General features: G+C 72.4%; 17 protein-coding genes and 1 riboswitch. Of the genes, 8 read left to right on the forward strand and 9 right to left on the reverse strand.

Going from position 1 to position 17,922, the window contains the following annotated elements:
* Positions 1-59: 59 nt before the first annotated feature.
* Entirely contained in the window at positions 60-1,316 is a 1,257-nt protein-coding gene (locus ACZ6ZI_RS01205; RefSeq protein ID WP_469514212.1) for an NAD(P)/FAD-dependent oxidoreductase, read from the reverse strand.
* Positions 1,317-1,431: 115 nt separating this feature from the next.
* Positions 1,432-1,544, forward strand: a riboswitch (TPP riboswitch).
* Between ACZ6ZI_RS01205 and thiO the strand changes: the two genes are divergently transcribed.
* From thiO to ACZ6ZI_RS01235, 6 genes are all read left to right on the forward strand, one after another.
* Positions 1,542-2,774 carry a glycine oxidase ThiO gene (gene thiO, locus ACZ6ZI_RS01210; protein WP_469514215.1) on the forward strand — a complete coding sequence of 411 codons (1,233 nt, stop codon included), beginning with the start codon at positions 1,542-1,544 and terminating at the stop codon, positions 2,772-2,774. (Overlaps the previous riboswitch by 3 nt.)
* Positions 2,771-2,971, forward strand: a complete 201-nt coding sequence (gene thiS, locus ACZ6ZI_RS01215) for a sulfur carrier protein ThiS (RefSeq protein WP_469514218.1) — start codon at positions 2,771-2,773, stop codon at positions 2,969-2,971. The genes thiO and thiS overlap by 4 nt, the downstream gene beginning before the upstream one ends.
* Positions 2,972-2,976: 5 nt before the next feature.
* A complete protein-coding gene (locus ACZ6ZI_RS01220; RefSeq protein WP_469514221.1) occupies positions 2,977-3,771 on the forward strand; it encodes a thiazole synthase in 795 nt (264 codons plus the stop codon).
* Between the two features lie 132 nt (positions 3,772-3,903).
* Positions 3,904-5,817 (forward strand): Stk1 family PASTA domain-containing Ser/Thr kinase, encoded by a 1,914-nt coding sequence (pknB, locus tag ACZ6ZI_RS01225; RefSeq protein WP_469514225.1) that lies wholly within the window; start codon positions 3,904-3,906, stop codon positions 5,815-5,817.
* Between the two features lie 9 nt (positions 5,818-5,826).
* Positions 5,827-6,684, forward strand: coding sequence for a deoxyribonuclease IV (locus ACZ6ZI_RS01230; protein WP_469514228.1), 858 nt, complete (start codon positions 5,827-5,829; stop codon positions 6,682-6,684).
* A gap of 95 nt (positions 6,685-6,779) precedes the next feature.
* Positions 6,780-7,370 carry a DUF4396 domain-containing protein gene (locus ACZ6ZI_RS01235; protein ID WP_469514230.1) on the forward strand — a complete coding sequence of 197 codons (591 nt, stop codon included), beginning with the start codon at positions 6,780-6,782 and terminating at the stop codon, positions 7,368-7,370.
* 10 nt (positions 7,371-7,380) lie between these two features.
* Here the strand turns inward: ACZ6ZI_RS01235 and ACZ6ZI_RS01240 are convergent, their stop codons facing one another.
* A complete protein-coding gene (locus ACZ6ZI_RS01240) occupies positions 7,381-8,013 on the reverse strand; it encodes a sulfite oxidase-like oxidoreductase (protein WP_469514233.1) in 633 nt (210 codons plus the stop codon).
* A 172-nt stretch (positions 8,014-8,185) separates the two neighbouring features.
* Here ACZ6ZI_RS01240 and bfr point away from each other — a divergent pair, with 172 nt between their 5' ends.
* The gene (gene bfr / locus ACZ6ZI_RS01245) at positions 8,186-8,665 is read left to right on the forward strand and encodes a bacterioferritin (protein ID WP_363056846.1); all 480 of its coding nucleotides are present in this window, start codon (positions 8,186-8,188) and stop codon (positions 8,663-8,665) included.
* A gap of 41 nt (positions 8,666-8,706) precedes the next feature.
* Here the strand turns inward: bfr and ACZ6ZI_RS01250 are convergent, their stop codons facing one another.
* Both ACZ6ZI_RS01250 and ACZ6ZI_RS01255 read right to left on the reverse strand, forming a co-directional pair.
* A complete protein-coding gene (locus ACZ6ZI_RS01250) occupies positions 8,707-8,991 on the reverse strand; it encodes a (2Fe-2S)-binding protein (RefSeq protein ID WP_363056848.1) in 285 nt (94 codons plus the stop codon).
* Positions 8,992-9,152: 161 nt separating this feature from the next.
* Entirely contained in the window at positions 9,153-10,502 is a 1,350-nt protein-coding gene (locus ACZ6ZI_RS01255; protein ID WP_469514237.1) for a class II 3-deoxy-7-phosphoheptulonate synthase, read from the reverse strand.
* 367 nt (positions 10,503-10,869) lie between these two features.
* Here ACZ6ZI_RS01255 and ACZ6ZI_RS01260 point away from each other — a divergent pair, with 367 nt between their 5' ends.
* Entirely contained in the window at positions 10,870-12,771 is a 1,902-nt protein-coding gene (locus ACZ6ZI_RS01260; RefSeq protein ID WP_469514239.1) for an anthranilate synthase family protein, read from the forward strand.
* 45 nt (positions 12,772-12,816) lie between these two features.
* On the opposite strand, the gene ACZ6ZI_RS01265 is transcribed toward ACZ6ZI_RS01260, so the two are convergent.
* The 5 genes from ACZ6ZI_RS01265 to ACZ6ZI_RS01285 all read right to left on the reverse strand — a co-directional run bounded on the left by ACZ6ZI_RS01265 (position 12,817) and on the right by ACZ6ZI_RS01285 (position 17,844).
* Positions 12,817-13,809, reverse strand: coding sequence for a 2-hydroxyacid dehydrogenase (locus ACZ6ZI_RS01265; RefSeq protein ID WP_469514242.1), 993 nt, complete (start codon positions 13,807-13,809; stop codon positions 12,817-12,819).
* Positions 13,810-13,981: 172 nt separating this feature from the next.
* Complete coding sequence (locus ACZ6ZI_RS01270) at positions 13,982-15,010, reverse strand: 6-phosphofructokinase (protein WP_363057038.1); 1,029 nt, start codon at positions 15,008-15,010, stop codon at positions 13,982-13,984.
* Positions 15,011-15,177: 167 nt separating this feature from the next.
* Positions 15,178-15,822: a response regulator gene (locus ACZ6ZI_RS01275; RefSeq protein WP_469515757.1), complete on the reverse strand. Its 645-nt coding sequence runs from the start codon at positions 15,820-15,822 to the stop codon at positions 15,178-15,180.
* Positions 15,823-15,845: 23 nt separating this feature from the next.
* The gene (gene macS / locus ACZ6ZI_RS01280; RefSeq protein WP_469514244.1) at positions 15,846-17,057 is read right to left on the reverse strand and encodes a MacS family sensor histidine kinase; all 1,212 of its coding nucleotides are present in this window, start codon (positions 17,055-17,057) and stop codon (positions 15,846-15,848) included.
* 43 nt (positions 17,058-17,100) lie between these two features.
* Positions 17,101-17,844, reverse strand: a complete 744-nt coding sequence (locus ACZ6ZI_RS01285; protein ID WP_469515762.1) for a lysophospholipid acyltransferase family protein — start codon at positions 17,842-17,844, stop codon at positions 17,101-17,103.
* Between the last annotated feature and the right edge of the window lie 78 nt (positions 17,845-17,922).

Genomic DNA, 17,922 nt, shown 5'->3' on the forward strand with positions numbered 1-17,922 from the left:
GAACGGCACGGGGACGGCGCGGGGCGGGGCGGACCCGTGCGGCGCCCGGGATCACCGGCTCAGACGCCGGCGGACTTCAGGGGCACGCCCGGGTCGGCGACCCGGGCCGGGTCCAGGGGGGCGCCGGACTCGATCAGCCTGCGGCCCTGCGCCAGGTCCCGGGGCCGGCCCACGGCGAGGACGGCGACGAGCGCGCCGTCGCGCAGCCAGCACACCGACCAGGTGTCCTCGGTGGGGTCGCCGCGCCACAGCAGGGTGTCGGCCCCGCCGTGGTGGCCCGCGTACTGGACGAAGCGGCCGAACTGCTCGGACCAGAAGTACGGGACGGGGTCGTAGGCCCGCACGGGCTCGCCGGCGAGGATGTTCTCGGCGACGGCGCGGGGGCCCTGGAGGGCGTTGTCCCAGTGGTGCACCAGCAGCCGGGTCCCGTAGCGGGCGGACGGGAAGGAGGCGCAGTCGCCCACGGCGTAGACCCCGGGCAGGGTGGTGCGCAGGTACGCGTCGGCGGTGACGGAGCCGTCGGGGCCCCGCTCGACGCCGGTGCCGGCCAGCCAGTCGGTGGCGGGGCGGGCCCCGATGCCCACGACCACGGCCCCGGCCGGCAGCTCGCGGCCGTCCGCGAGCCGGACGCGGCCCGGTTCGACCCCGGCGACCCGGGTGGCGGTGAGCAGTTCGGCGCCGGCGTCGGCGTACCAGCGGGCCATGGGGGCGGCGACCTCGGCGGGCAGGGCGCCGGCCAGGACCCGGTCGGCGGCCTCCACGACGGTCACGGCGCAGCCGGCCTCGCGGGCGGCGGTGGCGAACTCGGCGCCGATCCAGCCGGCGCCGACGACGACGGTGGCGGGGGCCTCGGCCAGTACGGGGCGTAGCCGGGCGGCGTCGTCGAGGGTGCGCAGGAGGTGGACGCCGGGCACGCCCTCGGAGCCGGGCAGGGTCAGCGGCTGCGCGCCGGTGGCCAGGACGAGGACCCCGTAGGGAACCGGGCCGGACTCGGTGTCCACCATGTGGTCGGCGGCGCGCAGTCCGGTGACCTCGGTTCCCAGTCGCAGATCGATCCGGAGCGCCTCGAAGTCCACGTCGAACGCGGAGTCCTCGGCCTTGCCGAGGAGGACCGCCTTGGACAGCGGGGGCCGGTCGTAGGGCTGGTGGGGTTCGGCGCCCAGCAGGGTCACGGGGCCGGTGAAGCCCTGTTCCCGCAAGGCGACCGCCGTCTGCACCCCGGCCATGCCGGCCCCGACGACGACGACTCCGGGCTCCGGCGGTCGTGGGCCGGCTTCCGTCGACGTCCGTGCCTGCACATGCGTCTGCTCGCTCACGTGCCCACCCTAATGAACTGACGACGCGTCAGGAACAGGGGGCGGGGAGTCGACTCCGCGCGGGCCCCGGGGAGGCAGCCTTACCCGCCGCCGGCCACGGGGTTAGTCTGGCCACCGTACCTATCGCGGGAGTCCGGGCGCACCGGGCTGAGAGGGAGGCTGGCCGGCCTCCGACCGTACGAACCTGATCCGGGTCATGCCGGCGAAGGGAGAGGCTGGACGCCCATGCACTCATCTCGGAAGGGATCCCCCGGATCCACCGGATCCCCCGGATCCACCGCGACCTCCACGACCCCGGCGGGCCGGGGGTCGGACGCCCTCGTCATCGGGGGCGGGATCATCGGCCTGGTCACCGCCTGGCGGGCCGCCCGCGCCGGACTGCGCGTCGCGCTCGCCGACCCGGACCCCGGCGGCGGCGCCGCCCGGGTCGCGGCCGGCATGCTCGCCGCCGTCACCGAACTGCACTACGGCGAGGAAACCCTCCTCGGGCTCAACGTGGCCTCCGCCGAGCGCTACCCCCACTTCGCCGCCGAACTCACCGAAGCCAGCGGCGGCATGGACCTCGGCTACCGCGCCTGCGGCACCCTGGCCGTGGCCCTCGACGCCGACGACCGCCTCCACCTGCGGGAACTGCACGCCCTCCAGCGCCGCTGCGGACTGGAGTCGGAGTGGCTCACCGGCCGCGAGTGCCGCCGCCTGGAGCCGATGCTGGCCCCGGGCGTCCGCGGTGGGCTCCGCGTCGACGGCGACCACCAGGTGGACCCGCGCCGGCTGGCGGCCGCCCTGCTCGCCGCCTGCGAACGGGCCGGGGTCACCGTCCACCGCGCCCGCGCGGTCCGCCTGCTGACCGGCGCCGACCGGGCGGTGGGCGCCGAGCTGGAGGACGGTACGCCCCTGCGCGCCGACCAGGTGGTCCTGGCGGCGGGCTCGCTCAGCTCGCGGCTGGCCGGCGTACCGCCGGAGGTGGCGGTGCCGGTGCGCCCGGTGAAGGGACAGGTGCTGCGCCTGTCGGTGCCGGCCCCGTACGCGCCGTTCCTGTCGCGGACCGTCCGGGCGGTCGTCCGCGGCAGCCACGTCTACCTCGTCCCGCGCGAGAACGGCGAACTCGTCGTCGGCGCCACCAGCGAGGAACTCGGCTGGGACACCACCGTCACCGCCGGCGGGGTGTACGAGCTGCTGCGCGACGCCCACGAGCTCGTCCCCGGCATCACCGAACTCCCCCTCACCGAGACCCGCGCCGGCCTGCGCCCCGGCTCCCCGGACAACGCGCCGCTGCTCGGCCCGACCGACCTGCCCGGCCTGCACCTGGCCACCGGGCACTACCGCAACGGGGTGCTGCTGACCCCGCTCACCGGCGACGTGATGGCCGAGCTGCTGACCACCGGGGTCGTCCCGGAGATCGCCCGCCCCTTCACCCCGCGCCGCTTCTCCTCCACGCGTCAGGAGTCCTACGCATGACCATCTCCGTCAACGGCGAGCCGCGCGAGATCGCGGCCGGCACCACGCTCGACGCGGTGGTCGCCACCCTGAGCACGGCGCCCTCGGGCGTCGCCGCCGCCCTCAACGAGACCGTCGTCCCGCGCGGGCGGTGGTCGCTCACCGAGGTGGGCGATGGCGACCGGGTCGAGGTCCTCACCGCGGTACAGGGAGGCTGATCACGATGGCGGACGACGTCTTCTCCCTCGGCGGCCGGACCTTCGCCTCCCGCCTCATCATGGGCACCGGCGGAGCCCCCAGCCTGGACGTCCTCGAACGCGCCCTGATCGCCTCCGGCACCGAACTGACCACGGTCGCGATGCGCCGCCTGGACCCGACGGTGCAGGGCTCGGTCCTGTCCGTGCTGGACCGGCTGGGCATCGCGGTCCTGCCGAACACCGCCGGCTGCTTCACGGCCGGCGAGGCGGTCCTCACCGCCCGCCTCGCCCGGGAGGCCCTGGGCACCGACTGGATCAAGCTGGAGGTCGTCGCCGACGAGCGGACCCTCCTGCCCGACGGCGTGGAGCTGCTGGACGCCGCCGAGATCCTGGTCGACGAGGGCTTCACCGTCCTGCCGTACACCAACGACGACCCGGTGCTGGCCCGGAAGCTGGAGGACGTGGGGTGCGCGGCGATCATGCCGCTGGGCTCCCCCATCGGGTCGGGCATGGGCATCCGCAACCCGCACAACTTCGAGCTGATCGTGGAGCGGGCGGGGGTACCGGTGATCCTCGACGCGGGAGCCGGCACCGCCTCCGACGCGGCCCTCGCGATGGAGCTCGGTTGCGCGGGAGTGATGCTCGCCTCGGCCGTGACCCGGGCCCAGGCCCCCGTCCTGATGGCGGCGGCCATGCGGGACGCCGTCTCGGCGGGCCGCCTCGCCCACCGCGCGGGCCGCATCCCCCAACGCCGCTTCGCCGAGGCCTCCTCCCCCGCGGAGGGCCGCGCCACCCTGGACCCGGAACGCCCGGCGTTCTGACCCCCGCCCCCGGCCGCACCCCCGGCCGGGGGTGCCGCTCGGGCGGGGCCCCGGGGCCCCGCCGTGTCACGGGTGCGCTGCAAGCGTGGACGCCCCGGACGGCTCAAACGTGTCGGCTCGTAGAATCGCCGGGTGGATACGACCCTGGATGACCCCCTCGTCGGGCGCGTGCTCGACGGCCGCTACCGCATCGACGCCCGCATCGCGGCCGGCGGCATGGCAACGGTCTACCGGGCCGTCGACACCCGCCTGGACCGCGTCCTCGCGCTGAAGGTGATGCACCCGGCCCTCGCCGCCGACGTCGCCTTCGTGGACCGTTTCATCCGCGAGGCGAAGTCCGTGGCCCGCCTCGCGCACCCCAACGTCGTCGCCGTCTTCGACCAGGGCACGGACGGGCCGTACGTCTACCTCGCCATGGAGTACGTCTCCGGCTGCACCCTGCGCGACGTGCTCCGCGAGCGCGGCGCCCTCCAGCCCCGGGCCGCCCTCGACATCCTGGAGCCGGTCCTCGCCGCCCTCGGCGCCGCGCACCGCGCCGGGTTCGTCCACCGGGACATGAAGCCCGAGAACGTGCTCATCGGTGACGACGGCCGCGTCAAGGTCGCCGACTTCGGGCTGGTCCGGTCCGTGGACACGGTCACCAGCACCACCGGCGCCGTCCTCGGCACCGTCTCCTACCTGGCGCCCGAGCAGATCGAGAACGGCGTCGCCGACACCCGCGTCGACGTGTACGCCTGCGGCGTCGTCCTCTACGAGATGCTCACGGGCGGCAAGCCGCACACCGGCGGCACCCCCGCCCAGGTGCTCTACCAGCACCTCCACGAGGACGTGCCGCCCCCGTCGGCCACCGTCCCCGGGCTCGCCGTCGCCCTCGACGAGCTGGTCGCGACCGCCGCGGCCCGCTCCCCCGAGCTGCGCCCCTCCGATGCCGCGTCCCTGCTCGGGCTGGCCCTGGAGACCCGCGCGCGGCTGTCCGACGCCGAGCTGGACGCCGTACCGCCGCAGGCCCGCACGCAGGAGCGTTCGTCGGGCGAGGACCGCACCGGCGTGATCCCCCGGCCGGTCGAGGAGCGGCAGCCGGTGCACCACACCTCCCGCCTGGCGAGCCCGCCCCCGCCGCCGGCCCCGTCGAGGACCCCGGGGCCCGGGTCGCGCATGCCCCGCCGCGGGGTGATCGCGGTGGTGGCGGCGGTCCTGCTGGCCCTCGGCATCGGCGTCGGCGTCTGGTACATCAACTCCGGGCAGTTCACCAAGGTCCCCAACCTCCTCGGCAAGACGGAGGAGCAGGCACGCTCCCAGCTGTCCGCGGCCGGGCTCGGCCTCAAGCGGGTGGAGCGCAAGTTCAGCGACGCCTTCGAGCGCGGCACGGTGATGAACAGCGATCCCGCCGGCGGGGCGCGGATCCGGGGCAACGGCGCGGTGACGCTCACCGTCTCGCGGGGTCCCGAGACCGTCAGCGTCCCCGACCTGAAGGGGCGCCCCCTCCAGGAGGCGCAGGGCGAGCTGACCAAGGTGGGCCTGGCGCCCGGCGTGGTCACCCAGGCCTTCAGCCAGGACGTCGCCCAGGGCTCGGTGATCGAGACGAACCCGGCGGGCGGCCAGAAGCGGGCCCCCGACACCGCCGTCGCGCTCGTCGTCAGCAAGGGCCGGCCGGTGCCGGTGCCCAACCTGGTGGGTCTGGACGCGGCCGCCGCGAAGGCGCAGCTGGAGGGGATCGGCCTGAAGACGGCCACCGCCGCGGAGGCGGTGAACGCCCCGCAGGCGGCCGGACAGGTCGCGAACCAGTCCCTGGCCCCGGGCGCGCAGGCCGCGGCCGGCGACACGGTGACCCTGACCGTCTCCAAGGGGCCGCGTCAGGTCCAGGTACCGGACGTGCGCAACCAGGATGCGGACGCGGCCCGCAAGGCGCTGGAGGCGCTGGGCTTCAAGGTGAAGGTGGACAAGCCGTTCCTGCCCTTCGGCAACTCGGTGGAGAGCCAGTCGGTGCCCGGTGGACAGAACGCCCCCGAGGGCTCCCTGATCGTCCTCAAGACGAAGGGACTGTGACGCCCGGTGATGCGCAATCCCGTGGGCGGGCACGTGCCCGTCGCCGGCGGGCTGGCCTCGGTCGGCCTCCCCTACGCCCGTGAGATGGGCGCCGAGGCCGTCCAGGTCTTCGTGGCGAACCCGCGCGGCTGGGCCACCCCGACCGGGAACCCGGCGCAGGACGAGCTGTTCCGCGCCGGGTGCGCCGAGGCCTCGATCCCGGCGTACGTGCACGCCCCGTACCTGATCAACTTCGGGTCGCACACCGAGGCCACGGTGGAGAAGTCGGTGGAGTCCCTGCGCCACTCGCTGCGCAGGGGTCGGGAGATCGGCGCCCTCGGGGTGGTCGTGCACACCGGCTCCGCGACCGGCGGACGCCCGCGCGAGGCGGCGTACGCGCAGGTCAGGCAGTACATGCTGCCCCTGCTGGAGGAGCTGACGCACGAGGACGACCCGTTCCTCCTGCTGGAGTCCACCGCCGGCCAGGGTTCCTCGCTGTGCTCGCGGACCTGGGACTTCGGCCCGTACTTCGAGGCGCTGGACCACCACCCGAAGCTGGGCATCTGCCTGGACACCTGCCACATCTTCGCGGCCGGTCACGACCTGGCCGAGCCGGGCGGCGCCAAGCAGACGCTGGACCTGCTGGTGGAGACGGTCGGCGCGGGCCGGCTGAAGCTGATCCACGCCAACGACTCCAAGGAGGGCGTCGGCGCGCACAAGGACCGGCACGCCAACATCGGCCAGGGGCACATCGGTCGGGAGGCCTTCGCCGAACTGTGCTCGCACCCCGAGACGGCCGGTGTACCGCTGATCATCGAGACCCCCGGCGGCAAGGAGGGCCACGCCGCGGACGTGGCCCTGCTGAAGGAGTTGCGCGGCTCCCACTGATCCCGAGATCCCTTGAGGAATACCCCTGGGGGGTATACGGTTCCGTCATGTCGACAGGACCGTTACCCGGCGTTTCCCATCAGGGGGTTGTTGTCATGGAGCAGGAACAGGGGCACGAGCACCAGGAACACGAACACCACGGGCACCACGGGCAGGATCACCGGAGCCACGGGCACCAGGAACACGAGCACCAGGGCCACGAGGGCCACGCGCACCACGGCAACCACACCTCCCACGCCGCCCACGGCCCCGTCGGGTGGGCCATGGCCGCCAGGGCGACCCTGCACTGCCTCACCGGATGCGCCATCGGCGAGGTGCTCGGCATGGTCATCGGAACGGCGCTCGGCTGGGGGAACGTCCCGACGATGGTCCTCGCGATCGTCCTGGCGTTCTTCTTCGGCTACGCCCTCACGCTGCGCGGGATCCTCGCGGCGGGGGTGGACTTCCGTTCCGCCGTTCGGGTGGCGCTGGCGGCGGACACCCTTTCGATCGCCGTGATGGAACTGATCGACAACGGGGTGATCGCGCTGTGGCCGGGCGCCATGGACGCCCACCTGTCGGATCCGCTGTTCTGGGTGGTCCTCGCGATCGCGCTGGTGACCGCCTTCATCGTGACCACGCCGGTCAACAAGTGGCTGATCGGCCGCGGCAAGGGCCACGCCGTCGTCCACCGCTACCACCACTGAGGGATCAGGGTCAGAGTTCCGGGCCGTCGCCCGGCTCCTCCTGGTACGAGTAGCGCTGCTCGCGCCAGGGGTCGCCGATGTTGTGGTAGCCGCGTTCCTCCCAGAACCCGCGGCGGTCGGCCGTCATGTACTCGATGCCGCGGACCCACTTCGGGCCCTTCCAGGCGTACAGGTGCGGCACGACGAGCCGGAGCGGGAAGCCGTGCTCGGCGGTCAGCAGTTCGCCCCCCATGTGGGTGGCGAAGAGGGTGCGCTCGGAGGCGAAATCGGCCAGTCTCAGGTTGGAGCTGAAGCCGTACTCGGCCCACACCATCACGTGCGTGACCTGCGGGGCCGGGGGCGCCAGGTCGAGGACGGTTCGCGCCGGCACTCCGCCCCATTCGGCGCCCGGCATGCTGAACTTGGTGACGCAGTGCAGGTCGGCCACGACGGACTCGAACGGCAGGGCCGCGAACTCCTCGTGGTTCCAGCAGTGCTTCTCGCCGTCCGCCGTCGCGCCGAAGACGCGGAACTCCCAGCGCTCCGGCTTGAACTTGGGGACGGGACCGTAGTGGGTGACGGGCCAACCCTTCTGCAACCGCTGCCCCGGAGGAAGCTCAAGCTGCTCTGCTCCCGGAGATTCCCGGCTTTCCGGCTGACCCATGTCTCCATGGTGACAGACGCCGCGGGGTGGTCATGACCAGGTCGCGGGCCGTCCGGGCAAGTCAGGGTAACTCCCACTAAGGAGGCACTTACTGGACGGCCTCCGGCGGCGGTGCAAAGATGCGCGCACCTGCCCAGTCACTAGCTGACATTGCTTGGAAGGAGCCTCTGCGATGCAGGGCGACCCCGAGGTCCTTGAGTTTCTGAACGAGCAGCTGACCGGCGAGCTCACGGCCATCAACCAGTACTGGCTGCACTACCGCATCCAGGACAACAAGGGTTGGACGAAGCTCGCCAACTACACCCGTGCCGAGTCCATCGACGAGATGAAGCACGCGGACAAGCTCACCGAGCGCATCCTGATGCTGGACGGCCTGCCGAACTACCAGCGCCTCTTCCACGTGCGGGTCGGCCAGACCCTGACGGAGATGTTCCAGGCCGACCGCCAGGTCGAGGTGGAGGCCATCGACCGCCTCAAGCGGGGCATCGAGGTCATGCGCGGCAAGGGCGACGTCACCTCGGCGCGACTGTTCGAGGACATCCTGGAGGACGAGGAGCACCACATCGACTACCTCGACACGCAGCTGGAGCTCATCGAGAGCATCGGCGAGCCGCTCTACATCGCCCAGCTGCTGGAGCAGCCCGAAAGCTGAGCGGTGGTGCGGTGAGGACGGCGCTCCGGGGGCGGCGTACGTTACGCGGCGTCGGCCAGTGCCGGCTCGGGTACGCGCGCCACGTCCGGCGTGAGCGCGGCGTCGGTCGCGAGCACCGCCGCGCCCTTGCCCTGGTCCAGCAGCTCCCGGCGCGGGCAGCTCCCGCGGCCCAGGAGGCCCTGGATGGTGCGTACGCAGGAGCCGCAGTCGGTTCCGGCCTTGGTGGCCGAGGCGATCTGGCGGGGCGTGCAGGCCCCGGCGGCCGCGTGTTCCTTGACCTGCTTGTCGGTGACCCCGAAGCAAGAGCAGACGTACACGCGGTTCACCTCCCTGGTGCGGAACGGTCCTGCGAGCCATCCCCATTTCGGTGAGGCTTACCTAACCGTACCCAAACTTAGGGTCCCCTAAAAGACCCGGGTACGACGATGGGGCGCGGATCACATCGATCCGCGCCCCATCGTCGTAGGAAGGCACCTACTGATCGCGACTACTGGTCCCGGTACATCTCGGCGACCAGGAAGGCGAGGTCCAGGGACTGGCTGCGGTTGAGGCGCGGGTCGCAGGCCGTCTCGTAGCGCTGGTGCAGGTCGTCGACGAAGATCTCGTCGCCGCCGCCCACGCACTCGGTGACGTCGTCACCGGTGAGCTCGACGTGGATGCCGCCCGGGTGGGTGCCCAGCGACTTGTGGACCTCGAAGAAGCCCTTGACCTCGTCGAGCACGTCGTCGAAACGGCGCGTCTTGTGGCCGGAGGCCGCCTCGAAGGTGTTGCCGTGCATCGGGTCGGTGACCCAGGCGACGGTGGCACCGGACGCGGTGACCTTCTCGACCAGCTCGGGGAGCTTGTCGCGGACCTTGTCGGCGCCCATGCGGACGACGAAGGTCAGCCGGCCCGGCTCGCGCTCGGGGTCCAGGCGGTCGATGTAGGTCAGCGCCTCGTCCACGGTGGTGGTCGGGCCGAGCTTGATGCCGATCGGGTTGGCGATCTGCGAGCAGAACGCGATGTGCGCGTGGTCCAGCTGGCGGGTGCGCTCGCCGATCCAGACCATGTGGCCGGAGGTGTCGTAGAGCTTGCCGGTACGGGAGTCCGTACGGGTCAGCGCGCCCTCGTAGTCCAGGAGCAGGGCCTCGTGGGAGGCGTAGAACTCCACGGCCTTGAACTCGGCCGGGTCGGTACCACAGGCCTTCATGAAGTTCAGGGCGTTGTCGATCTCCCGCGCGAGCTGCTCGTAGCGCTGCCCGGAGGGGGAGGACTTCACGAAGTCCTGGTTCCAGGCGTGCACCTGGCGCAGGTCGGCGTAACCACCGGTGGTGAAGGCGCGGACCAGGTTGAGCGTGGAGGCGGAGGCGTTGTACATCCGCTTCAGGCGCTCGGGGTCCGGGATCCGGGCCTCTTCGGTGAAGGCGAAGCCGTTGACGGAGTCGCCGCGGTAGGTCGGCAGGGTGACGCCGTCACGCGTCTCGGTGTCCTTGGAGCGCGGCTTCGAGTACTGGCCGGCGATGCGCCCGACCTTGACGACGGGCACGGAGGCCGCGTACGTCAGGACGGCGCTCATCTGGAGCAGCGTCTTCAGCTTGGCGCGGATGTGGTCGGCGGACACGGCGTCGAAGGCCTCGGCGCAGTCGCCGCCCTGGAGCAGGAACGCCTCGCCCTTGGCGACGGCTCCCAGACGGGCGCGCAGCTGATCGCACTCACCCGCGAAAACGAGGGGAGGATACGACTCGAGGTCCGCGACGACAGCGCGCAGTGCCTCGGCATCGGGGTACGAAGGCTGCTGCGCCGCGGGAAGGTCTCGCCAGGTCGCCTGGTGGGCGGGGGCTTGGGTTTCAGCGTTCACGGTCACCTCGTACACATTACGGCGTCTCACGCGCCGTCCGGCCCCGCGCCCACCTGGTGAGACGGCGTGGCTCGAAGGCGGGGCGCCCCGAATGGAACGGAATCCATGGTTCACACGGCCGTATAGAACGGATGCAGCGGGATCGCGTCCGCTTGGGTTAGGGTGCCTCGCATGTACGCACACTTCGCCAAGAACTGGTGGTGGTCCGCTCCCGGCGGCCCACACCTCGTGCGTACCCACTGACACGAGCGACGCGAAGGCCGCCCCGAGGGGCGGCCTTCCGTGTTTCCAGGACACGGGCACCGGGGCGCCCCTCCCGCCGACACCGAGCCGGACCCACCGGCCGACCGGAAGGACCGTCCCCACCATGACCCAGGAAGCCACCGCCCGACAGCACGACCTCGGCCGACTGCTCGACGACTCCTGCCCGCCCTTCGCCCTGCTGCGGCGGCGCACCCCGGGCCGCGACCACGACACGGTCGAGGTGCTCCTCGGCCCGGTCCACGAGGCCGAGCGGCTCGCGGACCTGCCCGTCGGGGAGCTCCCCACCCTCGCGCTGGTTCCGTTCCGCCAGATCCGCGAGCGCGGCTTCGACGTCCGCGACGACGGCACCCCGCTGAGCGTGCTGGCCGCCGAGGAGGCCTGGGAGCTGCCGCTGGACGAGGCCCTGGCCGCCCTGCCCGACCACGGGGTCCGTGTGGAGGGCGGCGGCTTCGACGTCTCGGACGAGGAGTACGCGACCACCGTCGAGCGGGTGATCCGCGAGGAGATCGGCCGGGGCGAGGGGGCGAACTTCGTGATCCGGCGCACCTACGAGGGCCGGATCGACGGCTTCGGGCGGGCCGACGCCCTGGCCCTGTTCCGGCGCCTGCTGCTGGGCGAGCGGGGCGCGTACTGGACGTACGTCGTCCACACCGGCGACCGGACCCTGGTCGGGGCCAGTCCGGAGGTGCACGTGCGCATGTCGGGCGGGACCGTCGTGATGAACCCGATCAGCGGCACGTACCGCTACCCCTCCGAAGGCCCCACGGCCGACTCGCTCCTGACCTTCCTCGGCGACCGCAAGGAGACCGAGGAGCTGTCGATGGTGGTCGACGAGGAACTCAAGATGATGTGCACGGTCGGGGACATGGGCGGGGTGGTCGTCGGACCCCGCCTGAAGGAGATGTCCCACCTCGCGCACACCGAGTACGAGCTGCGCGGCCGTTCCTCGCTGGACGCCCGCGAGGTGCTGCGGGAGACCATGTTCGCGGCGACGGTGACGGGCTCCCCCGTCCAGAACGCCTGCCGGGTGATCGAGCGCTACGAGAGCGGCGGCCGCGGCTACTACGCGGGCGCGCTGGCCCTGCTGGGCCTGGACTCCACCGGGGCGCAGACCCTGGACTCCCCGATCCTGATCCGCACCGCCGATATCGCCCCCGACGGGGCCCTGCGCGTGGCCGTCGGCGCCACCCTGGTGCGCCACTCCGACCCGCGGGGCGAGGTCGCCGAGACCCACGCCAAGGCCGCCGGGGTGCTGGCCGCCCTCGGGGTGCGGGAGGCCGCGCCCCGGCCGGCCTTCGAGGGGGCGCGGCTGACCGACGACCCGCGGGTACAGGCGGCGCTGGACGCCCGGCGCGCGGACCTGGCCCCGTTCTGGCTGCGGATGCAGGAGCGGCCCGAGCGGATCACGGGGCACGCCCTGGTGGTGGACGGGGAGGACACCTTCACCGCGATGCTGGCCCACGTCCTGCGGGTGACGGGGCTGGACGTGACCGTCCTGCGCTACGACGATCCCGGGCTGCGGGCGACGGCCCTGGCCTGGGACGGTCCCATCGTGCTGGGCCCGGGGCCGGGCAACCCGGCTCAGGAGGACGACCCGAAGATGCGGATGCTGCGCGCGCTGGCCGGGGAGCTGCTGGCCTCGCACCGGGGCGGGATCCTCGGCGTCTGCCTGGGCCACGAGCTGCTCGCGGCGGAGCTGGGGCTGCCGCTGGTGCGCAAGGCGGAGCCGGCGCAGGGGGCGCAGACCCGGATCGACCTGTTCGGGGCCGAGGAGGTGGTCGGGTTCTACAACACCTACACGGCGCGGTGCTCGGACGAGCTGGCGCTGCGGCTGGCCGGGGAGGGCGTGGAGGTGGCCCGGGACCCGGCCAACGGGGAGGTGCACGCCCTGCGCTCGGGCCCCGCGAACGTCGCCGGGGTGCAGTTCCACCCGGAGTCGGTGCTGACCCTGCGCGGGGTGGAGCTGGTGCGGGACCTGCTGAGCGGGGTCATGGCCCCGGCGTGAGGGGGGTGCGGCGCCTGACGGCGGCCCCGCCCGGCGGGGCCGCCGTCAGGAGGGTACGAGGGTGTTCTCGGAGCGGCGGCCGGCGAGGTAGTCGGTCACGTTGCGGACGGTGGCCTCGATGATCTGGCCGACGGCGTCGGCCGTGTAGTAGGCCTGGTGGCTGGTCACCAGCACGTGCGGGAAGGTGACCAGCCGGGCCAGGGTGTCGTCCTCGACCGCCTCCAGGGACTTGTCGAGGAAGAAGACCCCGGCCTCGGCCTCGTACACGTCGAGTCCGACACCGGTGAAGCGGCCCGCCCGCAGCTCCGTGACCAGGGCCTCGGTGTCGACGAGTCCGCCCCGGCTGGAGTTGACGAGGATCGCGTCGTCGCGCATCGACCTCAGGGCGGCCCCGTCGACGATGTGCCGGGTGGACTCCAGCAGCGGCACGTGCAGGCTGATCAGGTCGGACCGCGCGAACAGCTCCTGCTTGTCCACGTACTCCATGCCCAGTTCCAGGCAGGCCGGGTTCGGGTCGAGGTCCCAGCCGAGCAGGTCCATCCCGAAGCCGTGGGCGATGCGGGCGAAGGCCGCGCCGATCTTCCCGGTGCCGAGGACGCCCGCCGTGCGGCCGTGGAAGTCGCGGCCCATCAGCCCGTTGAGCCGGAAGTCGAAGTCGCGGGTGCGGTTGGAGGCGCGGGCGATCTTGCGGTTGACGGCCAGGGCGAGCGTCCAGGCGAACTCGGCCACCGAGTGGGGCGAGTAGTGGGAGACGCGGCCGACGGTCATGCCGAGGCGGTGGGCCACGTCGAGGTCGATGTTGTTGAAGCCGGTGGAGCGCTGGGCGATCATCTTCGTCCCGCCGGCGGCGAGGGTGTTGAGGACCCGGGCGCTCAGGTCGGCGTTCACGCTGGAGGAGACGACCTCGTAGCCGGCGGCGATGGGGGCGGTGTCCTCGCTGAGGAACACCTCCAGGCAGCGGATCTCGTGCAGCCCCTCGAAGGCCCGCTCCAGGAGCGGCTTCTCGTCGGCGGTCACTCCGAAGGCCAGGATCTCCACGCTTGCTCCCGTACGTCGAGCCGCTCGAACCGGGTGGATCCGTGCGAACCCGGTACGGACCCGCTCGATCCGGGATGGTCCGGGGCGCCACGGGTCGTTCGTCACGATACGACCCGTGGCGCGCGTACGCCGTCCGGCAGGGGCGCGTGTGGGCCCGAGTGGCCCGCTCGGCTCAGCCGAAGAAGACGCCGGCCTCCGCGTACAGCGCCGGGTCCACCGTCTTGAGCTTCGCGGTGGCCTCCACGATCGGGACCCGGACGATGTCCGTCCCCTTGAGCGCGACCATCTTGCCGAAGTCGCCGTCGCGCACCGCGTCGATCGCGTGCAGCCCGAAGCGGGTGGCCAGCCAGCGGTCGTAGGCGCTCGGGGTGCCGCCGCGCTGGACGTGGCCGAGGACCGTGGTGCGGGCCTCCTTGCCGGTGCGCCCCTCGATCTCCTTGGCGAGCCACTCGCCCACGCCGGAGAGGCGCACGTGTCCGAAGGAGTCCTTCGTCGCGTCCTTGAGCACCATCTCGCCGTCGGTCGGCATCGCCCCCTCGGCGACCACCACGATCGGCGCGTAGCTCGCCTTGAACCGGGAGGTCACCCAGGCGCAGACCTTGTCGATGTCGAAGCGCTGCTCGGGGATGAGGATGACGTTGGCGCCGCCGGCGAGCCCGGAGTGCAGGGCGATCCAGCCCGCGTGCCGCCCCATCACCTCGACGACCAGGACCCGCATGTGCGATTCGGCGGTGGTGTGCAGCCGGTCGATGGCCTCGGTCGCGATGCCGACGGCCGTGTCGAACCCGAAGGTGTAGTCGGTGCCCGACAGGTCGTTGTCGATGGTCTTCGGCACGCCCACGCAGGGGATGCCGTACTCCTCGTAGAGGCGGGCGGCCACGCCCAGGGTGTCCTCGCCGCCGATCGCGATGAGCGCGTCGACCTCGTACTTGGCGAGGTTCTCCTTGATCTCGCGGACCCCGTGCTCGGTCTTGAAGGGGTTGGTGCGCGAGGAGCCGAGGATGGTGCCGCCGCGGGGCAGGATCCCGCGGACGGTGGGGATGTCGAGGGGGACGGTGTCCCCTTCGACCGGCCCCCGCCAGCCGTCCTTGAAGCCGACGAACCCGTATCCGTACTCCTGGACGCCCTTGCGGACGACGCCCCTGATCACCGCGTTGAGCCCGGGGCAGTCTCCGCCGCCCGTGAGCACTCCGACCTTCATGGAATCTCCCTTCGCCATGACGGTCACGCTAGTGGTGACCCAGGTCACAACAAGGGGCCTGGATGAGTCAATTCCGGTGGAATCGCGGGGCGTTGCGTCCCCGCGTTCACTCGTACGAAGACGTAAGTACGACCGGCTACTCCATCGGGGGAGCCGGTCGTACGCGGCTAGGCGTCGTCGAGTCCGCGCTCTATGGCGTACCGGACCAGCTCCACCCGGTTGTGCAGCTGGAGCTTGCCGAGGGTGTTCTGCACGTGGTTCTGCACCGTCCGGTGCGAGATGACCAGACGCTCCGCGATCTGCTTGTACGAGAGCCCCTTGGCCACCAGCCGCAGCACCTCGGTCTCACGGTCGGTCAGTTGGGGGGCCTTCGGCTCGTCGGGGGTGGCGGGCGTCGGCTCGGTGGCCAGCCGGCGGTACTCGCCGAGGACCAGACCGGCCAGGCCCGGGGTGAACACCGGGTCGCCGGCGGCGGTGCGGCGGACCGCGTCGATCAGCTCCTGGGCGCCGGCCGACTTCAGCAGGTAGCCGGTGGCCCCGGACTTCACCGCCTCCAGGACGTCGGCGTGCTCGCCGCTGGCCGACAGGACGAGCACGCGCAGCGTCGGATCGGCGCCGACCAGCTCCTTGCAGACCTGCACGCCGGGCATGCCGGGCAGGTTCAGGTCGAGGACCAGCACCGCGGGGCCGGCGGCACGGGCGCGGCGGACCGCCTCCGGGCCGTCGCCGGCCGTGGCCACCACGTCGAACCCGGCGGCGGCCAGGTCCCGGGCCACCGCGTCCCGCCACATCGGATGGTCGTCGACGACCATCACCTTGATCTCGTGCGGCTCGCTCACTGGGTCCTCCCCCTCGGTACTTTCAGTTCCACTTCGGTGCCCTGCCCGGGGACGGACACCAGCTCGGCGGTGCCGCCGAGGTCGCGCAGCCGGCCGCGGATCGACAGGGCCACGCCCATGCGCCCCTCGCCCTCCGCCTGGTCCAGCCGCCCGGCCGGGATGCCCGGACCGTCGTCGCGCACGGTCACGATCACCTCGTCGCCCCAGTCCTCGACCAGGATCCAGGCGCGGGCCTCTTCCCCGGCGTGCCTGCGCACGTTGTCCAGGGCCGCCCCGACGGCCGCCGCGAGCTCCCGCGCGGCGGGCACCGGCAGCGGTACGGGGGTGCCCGGCTCAGCGAAGCTCACCCGCGAACCGGCGTGCGGGGCGAGCAGGGAACGCAGGTCCAGCTCGCCGTCGTCGCCGCCGGGTTCCTCCACCTCGTAGGTGTCCACCAGCGCGCCGAGCGACTCGTCGCGCTGGACCCGCGAGGGGTGCACCAGCCCGCTGGAGACCAGGGTGCGCAGCGCGACCTCCTGTTCCCCGGCCATCCGGCCGAGTTCGGCGGCCTCGCCGCCCAGTTCGGTGCCGCGGCGCTGGACCATGGCGAGGACCTGGAGGACCCCGTCGTGGATGTCCCGGGCGAGGCGCTCGCGCTCGCGGGTGGCGGCCTCGATCTCCAGGGCGCGGGCCAGGGTGGCCTCACTGGCCCGGGCGACCTCGACGACGTAGCCGATCGCGATGGAGGCGACCCAGACCAGCAGGACGTTGTGCAGGGTGTCGCTGGTGGGGTCGCCGCCGTGGACGAGGATGTTGGCGGCGGCCACGAACGTCGAGGCGAAGCCGGCCCACCGCCAGCCGCCCTTGAGGGCGAAGGCGAGGACCGCGCCCGCCGTCCAGATGGTGGGGAGGGTGGGCCCGCCGGCGGCGATCCGCTCGTGGTTGTCGGTGAGCGGGGTCAGCAGGATGCCGACGATCGCGACGGTGAGGTCCGCGCCGAGGAACCCCTTGGTGCAGCGGGCGGCGTTCGCCACCCGGGAGTGGGTGGCGAGCGTCCACACGGCGAGCACCGCCAGGTAGCCGGCGGCGATCCAGGGCCGCTCGAAGCGCCGGTACGCGACGGCGAAGAGCAGCACCGCGTAGACCATGGTCAGCAGGCGGTAGGCCGTCAGGGCCCGCCACAACGGCTGCTCGACCGACATGCGTACGACGCGCTCGCGCTTCGCCATCTCCACCGCCCCCCGCGCGGGCGGTCAGGGCCGCCGCGCCGTCCTACTCGTTCTTCTCGCCCTGCTCGGCCTTCTCGGCCTTGGCCTTCTCCGTCTTCTCGGCCTTCTCCGCCTTCTCGGCGTCGGCGATCTGGCGCTTGGCGGCCGTGGCGTAGATGTCCACGTACTCCTGGCCGGAGAGCTTCATGATCTCGTACATGACCTCGTCGGTCACCGAGCGGAGGATGAAGCGGTCCCCGTCCATGCCCTGGTAGCGGCTGAAGTCCAGCGGCTTGCCGATCCGGATGCCCGGCCGCATCAGCTTCGGGACCACCTTGCCGGGCGGCTGGATCTTCTCGGTGTCGATCATCGCCACCGGGATCACCGGGGCTCCCGTGGCGAGCGCCACGCGGGCCAGCCCGCCGGGCTTGCCCCGGTAGAGCCGGCCGTCGGGTGAACGGGTCCCCTCGGGGTAGATACCGAAGAGCTCCCCGCGCTCGATGACCTCGATGCCGCTCTTGATGGCGGCCTCGCCCGCGCCGCGCGCGCCGGAGCGGTCCACCGGGAGCTGGCCGACGCCCTTGAAGAAGGCCGCCGTCAGCTTGCCCTTGACCCCGGGGGAGGTGAAGTACTCGGCCTTCGCGATGAAGGTCACCTTCCGGTCCAGGACCGCCGGCAGGAAGAAGGAGTCGGAGAAGGACAGGTGGTTGCTCGCGAGGATCGCCGGCCCCTCGGCGGGAATGTTCTCGAGGCCCTCCACCCACGGCCTGAAGGCGAGCTTCAGGGAACCGCCGATGGAGAACTTCATTGCGCCGTAGATCAACTCGAAAGCCTTCCTGTGTCTGTCGAACAGACCTTATCCCCTGGCTCCACCGGGAGCGGCCCG

The organism is Streptomyces sp. NPDC103540 (genome assembly GCF_055584445.1).